This is a genomic window from Nocardioides sp. CPCC 206348 (assembly GCF_048654705.1).
Classification (GTDB): Bacteria; Actinomycetota; Actinomycetes; order Propionibacteriales; family Nocardioidaceae; genus Nocardioides.
On record NZ_JBMCZA010000130.1, the window covers coordinates 22631 to 28725 of the forward strand.

The 6095-nt window shown below is 69.7% G+C and carries 7 protein-coding genes; 6 read left to right on the forward strand and 1 reads right to left on the reverse strand.

The window, feature by feature from the left end:
- On the reverse strand, positions 1–1563 hold a 1563-nt coding region (locus ACOADB_RS07715), incomplete at its 3' end, for an acyl-CoA carboxylase subunit beta (protein WP_378597378.1).
- Between the two features lie 105 nt (positions 1564–1668).
- Here ACOADB_RS07715 and ACOADB_RS07720 point away from each other — a divergent pair.
- The 6 genes from ACOADB_RS07720 to purE form a co-directional block, all read left to right on the forward strand.
- Positions 1669–2505 carry a biotin--[acetyl-CoA-carboxylase] ligase gene (locus ACOADB_RS07720; RefSeq protein ID WP_378597379.1) on the forward strand — a complete coding sequence of 279 codons (837 nt, stop codon included), beginning with the start codon at positions 1669–1671 and terminating at the stop codon, positions 2503–2505.
- Between the two features lie 61 nt (positions 2506–2566).
- Positions 2567–3088 (forward strand): PH domain-containing protein, encoded by a 522-nt coding sequence (locus ACOADB_RS07725; protein WP_378597380.1) that lies wholly within the window; start codon positions 2567–2569, stop codon positions 3086–3088.
- Positions 3081–4043, forward strand: coding sequence for an adenylate/guanylate cyclase domain-containing protein (locus ACOADB_RS07730; protein ID WP_378597381.1), 963 nt, complete (start codon positions 3081–3083; stop codon positions 4041–4043). Before ACOADB_RS07725 ends, ACOADB_RS07730 begins: the two co-directional genes overlap by 8 nt.
- 83 nt (positions 4044–4126) lie before the next feature.
- Positions 4127–4453, forward strand: coding sequence for a winged helix-turn-helix domain-containing protein (locus ACOADB_RS07735; RefSeq protein WP_378597382.1), 327 nt, complete (start codon positions 4127–4129; stop codon positions 4451–4453).
- Between the two features lie 27 nt (positions 4454–4480).
- Positions 4481–5671, forward strand: a complete 1191-nt coding sequence (locus tag ACOADB_RS07740; RefSeq protein ID WP_378597383.1) for a 5-(carboxyamino)imidazole ribonucleotide synthase — start codon at positions 4481–4483, stop codon at positions 5669–5671.
- 35 nt (positions 5672–5706) lie between these two features.
- Positions 5707–6095: 5-(carboxyamino)imidazole ribonucleotide mutase (gene purE / locus ACOADB_RS07745; protein WP_378597384.1), on the forward strand; the 389-nt coding region annotated here is incomplete at its 3' end.

Genomic DNA, 6095 nt, shown 5'->3' on the forward strand with positions numbered 1-6095 from the left:
CCGCTTCGTGCGGAGCAGGCGCAGCGCCTTGATGACCTCGGCGCGGGTCTCGTGCGGCATGATCACGCCGTCGATGTAGCCGCGCTCGGCCGCGATGAACGGGTTGGCGAGGGTCGTCTCGTACTCGTCGATCAGCTCGGCGCGACGCGCTTCCACGTCGCCGCCGGCAGCGGCCAGGTCGGCCAGTTCGCGCCGGTGGATGATGTTGGCCGCGCCCTGGGCACCCATGACCGCGATCTGGCCGGTGGGCCACGAGAGGTTGATGTCGGCACCGAGGTGCTTGGAGCCCATCACGTCGTACGCGCCGCCGTAGGCCTTGCGGGTGATCACGGTGACGAGCGGGACGGTCGCCTCGGCGTAGGCGTAGATCAGCTTCGCGCCGCGGCGGATGATGCCGGTCCACTCCTGGTCGGTGCCCGGCAGGAAGCCGGGCACGTCGACGAACGTCAGCACCGGGATGTTAAAGGCGTCGCAGGTGCGGATGAAGCGGGCCGCCTTCTCCGACGCGTCGATGTCGAGGCAGCCGGCGAACTGCATCGGCTGGTTCGCGACGACGCCGACAGGGCGTCCCTCGACGCGGCCGTAGCCGACGATGATGTTCGGGGCGAAGAGCGGCTGCACCTCGAGGAAGTCGGCGTCATCGAGGATCGAGGTGATGACGTCGTGCATGTCATAGGGCTGGTTCGGGCTGTCCGGGATCAGCGTGTCGAGCGCGCGGTCGACGTCGGTCGGCTCCAGGTCGGCGACCTCGTCGTACGACGGCGCCTCGTCCAGGTTGTTCTGGGGGAGGAAGGACAGCAGCGCCTTGACGTACTCGACGGCGTCCTCCTCGTCGGCAGCCATGTAGTGGGCGTTGCCGGACTTGGTGTTGTGCGTGCGCGCACCACCGAGGTCCTCCATCGTGACGTCCTCACCGGTGACGGTCTTGATGACGTCAGGTCCGGTGATGAACATCGCGGAGGTCTGGTCGACCATGATCGTGAAGTCGGTGACGGCGGGGGAGTAGACGTGGCCACCCGCGCAGTTGCCCATGATCATCGAGATCTGGGGGATCACGCCGGAGGCGTGGACGTTGCGGCGGAAGATCTCGCCGTACAGGCCGAGCGAGACGACGCCCTCCTGGATCCGGGCACCGGCGCCTTCGTTGATGCCGACGATCGGGCAACCGGCCTTCATCGCCAGGTCCATGACCTTGGTGATCTTCTCGCCGTAGACCTCGCCGAGCGAGCCACCGAAGACGGTGAAGTCCTGGGAGAACACGCACACCTGGCGGCCGTCGACGGTGCCGTAGCCGGTGATGACGCCGTCGCCGTACGGACGGGTCTTCTCGAGCCCGAAGGCGGTCGACCGGTGCCGGGCGTATTCGTCGAGCTCGACGAAGGAGCCCTCGTCGAAGAGCATCGCGATCCGCTCGCGGGCCGTCTTGCGACCCTTGGCGTGCTGCTTCTCCTGCGCCTTGGCGGCCGGTGCGTGCACGGCCTCGTCGGTACGACGTTCCAGATCGGCGAGCTTGCCGGCGGTGGTGTGGATGTCGATCTCTGCCGGCTCGGGCTGCGCGGTCACGGTGGGCTCCTCCTACGATGACACCCCAGCTGGTGGGCCCTCTGATGGGCCCCTTGACGGGCACTGGGGTTTTCTCAGGGCGTCTGCTGCGCAAGGGTAGTGCCCGTGACGGCCAGCCCGACCCAGCGCCCTGCTCGTGGACCACTCGACGCCCAACGGCTGTCGGATGCCTTCGCGCTCCACCCCGATCTCAGCCTGGAGCTCCTGGCCGAGGCGCCATCGACCAACCAGGTTGCTGCGGAGCGTGCCCGCGAGGGTGCCGCGGAGGGTCTCGTCGTGGTCGCCGACCACCAGGTCGCCGGTCGCGGCCGGCTCGACCGCACCTGGGACACGCCCCCGGGGACGGCGGTGACCTTCTCGATCGTCCTGCGCCCGACCGTTCCTGCGGCGGTCTGGCCGTGGCTGCCGCTCCTGGTCGGCCACAACGTGGCCAAGGCGATCACCTCCCGGGGGTACGACGCCCGGGTGAAGTGGCCCAATGACGTCCTCCTCGACGGCGACCGCAAGGTGGCCGGAATCCTGGTCGAGCGGATCGAGACGCCCGACGGTCCGGCCGCCGTCGTCGGGGTCGGGATCAACGTCGACACCACGTCCGACGAGCTGCCCGTGCCGACGGCGACGAGTCTCGCGATCGCCGCACCCGGCGCCCCCGACCGCACCCAGGTGCTGCTCGAGGTGGTGGCCGCCATCCGTGAGGGGTACGACGTCTGGCAGGCCGGCGGCGACCTGGGCACGGCGCGCCTGTCGACGTCGTACCGCTCCCACTGCGTGACGCTGGGCCGCGACGTGCGTGTGGAACTGCCCGGTGGTGGCGAGCTGCTCGGTCGCGCCGTCGACGTCGACGAGCACGGTCGCCTGGTCGTGGAGAAGGCGGACGGCAACCGGGAGCTGGTCGGCGCGGGAGACGTCATCCACGTCCGGAGCGCCGACGCCGCCCGATGAACGCACCCTGAGTTGCCCGATCGGGGCTGGCGGATCGGGGCCGGGGTGGGATGATCTCCACGTGGCCATCTCCAAGAAGCTGCTGAACCCCGGCGAGCGACTCATCATCAGCACCCGTCAGCACCCCAAGGCGCTGTTCGTGCCCATCCTGCTGCTGGTGCTGTTCCTGGCCATCGCGGTCTTCGCGCAGGTGAAGCTCGAGGACGACGGCTTCCAGCAGACGCTGACCTACATCGTGTGGGTGCTCGCGCTGCTCGGCATCCTGTGGTTCACGGTCCGGCCCTTCTTCGTCTGGCTGACCACGGTCCACGCCTTCACCGACCGGCGGCTGATCACGCGCAACGGGATCCTGACGCGCCGTGGCCACGACATCCCGCTGGCCCGGGTCAGCGACATCTCCATCGAGATCAACCTCATCGACCGCCCGTTCGGTTGTGGCAGCCTGTTGATCGCGGACGCGTCGACCAACGGGCTGGTCCGCCTCAACGACATCCCGCACGTCGAGGCCGCACAGCGCCAGCTCAACGAGCTCCTCCACGGCCTGCACCGTGCGCCGGAGGTCCGCCGGGACGAAGGTGTCTGACAGCGACCCCGAGCGGAAGCTCCTCGGCGAGGAGCCCCAGCTCACGGCTGCGGAGGTCGCCGAGCTCGCCGGCCTGCCCCTCGAGAAGGCGCGGCGACTGTGGCGCACCCTCGGGTTCCCCGAGCACGGTGACGAGCGCGCCTACACCCATGCGGACGTCGCTGCCCTGGGCCTGATGGTCGACCTCGTCGGTGAAGGAGTCATCGACTTCGACGTCGCGCTCAACGTCGCGCGTGGGGTCGGCCTCACCATGGCCCGGCTCGCCGACTGGGAGGTGGGCGAGCTCGTCCACCACGTCAACGACGCCTTCATCGAGGAGAACGGCGACGAGACCGGCGATCCCACGTCGTGGGTGATCGACCGCTTCGGAACCCGGTTCGAGGACCTCCTCATCTATGCCTGGCGGCGCCACGTGACCGCGGCCGTGGTGCGGATGCAGTCCGTGCGCGCCATCGACGCCGATCCGCACACCACCGACCTCTGTGTCGGCTTCGCCGACATCGTCGGCTTCACGGCCCTGTCCAACGAGGTGACCCGCGAACGGATCGGCGAGCTCGTCGACATCTTCGAGGCCCGCTGCGGTGACGTGATCAACCGCGAGAAGGGCCGGATGATCAAGAGCATGGGTGACGCCGTGCTCTTCGTGAACGACGATCCGATGGCCGCCTTCGCCACGGCCGAGGGAATCATCAACGTGATCGGCCGCGATCCGCGGATGCCGGACGTACGCGTCGGCCTCGCCACCGGCGGTGTGGTGCTGCGACTGGGCGACGTCTTCGGACCTCCGGTGAACCTCGCTGCACGCCTCACCCAGGTCGCCCGGCGCAACCGGATCATCGTCGACCAGGCGACCGCCGACCTGCTTCCGGCGGACCAGATCGAGACCCGTCCGCTGCCCCCGCGACCCGTCCGCGGCTTCGGCGTGGTCGAGCCGGTCGCCGTACGCCGGGCCTGACGCCACTACTCCCAGGGACATGGGTCGGCAAAATTCTTGCCGTTTCCCCGCGAGATCCCGGCGCGATCCTTACCTTGAACCCTGTGATCGAGGTGCAGGACGTGCGGGTTGATCCGTCAACCCGCAGGACGTGGCGTGGGGACCGCGAGGTACTCCTGTCGCGCAAGGAATTCGACCTGGTGCACGCCCTGATCGCCCGCGCCGGCTCCGTGGTCACCCGCGAGGAACTCATGCGGGACGTCTGGGGAGTCACCTTCTGGACGTCGTCGAAGACCATCGACGTCCACCTCGGCTGGGTACGACGCAAGCTCGGTGACGACACCCGCCAGCCCCAGCTGATCACCACGATCCGTGGTCAGGGCCTGCGATTCGAGACCACGGTCAGCGCTGACCTCACCGGTTCGGCCTGACACCTCCCGATTGCGTAGGGTTCGGCCGTGTCCACGACCGATTCCGCTGCGCCCCGTATTGCCGTCATCGGTGGCGGACAGCTCGCCCGGATGATGGCCCAGCCGGCCATCGCGCTCGGCGTACCGCTGCGCCTGCTGGCCGAGGCCGAGGGTGTCTCCGCCGCCCAGGTGATCCCGGACCACCGGGTGGGGGACTACCGCGACCTCGCTGACCTGCGCGCGGTCACCGAGGGCTGCTCGGTCGTCACCTTCGACCACGAGCACGTCCCGACCGAGCACCTGCGCGCGCTGGCGGCCGACGGCGTCATCGCACACCCGGGCCCCGAGGCCCTGGTGCACGCCCAGGACAAGATCGTGATGCGCGAGGCGATGGCCCGGCTCGGTGCGCCGCAACCGCGCTGGGCGGTGGTCGGCTCGGCTGCCGATGTCGAGGCGTTCGGCCTCCCGTGTGTCCTCAAGGTCAGTCGCGGAGGGTACGACGGCAAGGGGGTCTGGGTCGTCCGTACTCCTGACGACGCCACCGAGGCACTGGCCGTGGCCGCGTCGGCCGGCGTGCGCGTGCTCGCCGAGGAGTTCGTGGACTTCCGTCGCGAGCTCTCCGCGCTGGTGGCCCGGGCGCCCAGTGGCCAGGCTGCTGCGTACCCGGTCGTCGCGACCCTGCAGGTCGACGGCGTCTGCCGGGAGGTGGTCGCGCCGGCACCCGACCTCGACCCGGGCCTGGCCACCTCTGCCCAGCAGCTCGCCCTGCGGATCGCGGGCGAGCTCGGCGTGACCGGCATCCTCGCGGTCGAGCTCTTCGAGACCGTCGACGCCGAGGGTCGGGTGCAGGTCCTGGTCAACGAGCTCGCCATGCGACCGCACAACACCGGCCACTGGACCCAGGACGGCGCGGTCACCAGCCAGTTCGAGAACCACCTGCGCGCCGCACTCGACCTGCCCCTCGGCTCACCCGAACCGCGCGCCCGCTGGACCGTGATGGTCAACATCCTCGGCGGCGACCAGGGAGACGGGCACCAGGTCGGACGCCTGTACGACGGCTACCCCCACGCCTTCGCCCGCGACCCGCACCTGCGGGTGCACCTCTACGGCAAGGACCTGCGCCCGGGCCGCAAGGTCGGCCACGTCAATGTCTACGGCGACGACCTCGAGGACTGCCTCGAGCGCGCCCGGCACGCCGCCGACTGGTTCAGTGGAGACCTCGGCAACGACAGCGAGTGAGCTGGCCGGACCCGGCAACCTCTAGGCTCGCGCCCATGAGTGCGCGTGTAGGCATCGTGATGGGCTCCGACTCCGACTGGCCGGTGATGCAGGCTGCGGCCGAGGCGCTGGCCGAGTTCGACATCCCCTTCGAGGCGGACGTCGTCTCCGCCCACCGGATGCCGGAGGAGATGCTGCAGTACGGCAAGGATGCCGCGAGCCGCGGCCTGTCGGTGATCATCGCCGGTGCCGGCGGGGCCGCCCACCTGCCGGGCATGCTCGCTTCCGTCACTCCGCTGCCGGTCATCGGTGTTCCGGTCCCGTTGAAGTACCTCGACGGCATGGACTCCCTGCTCTCCATCGTGCAGATGCCGGCCGGTGTCCCGGTCGCCACCGTCGCGGTCGGGGGCGCGCGCAACGCCGGCCTGCTCGCCGTACGCATCCT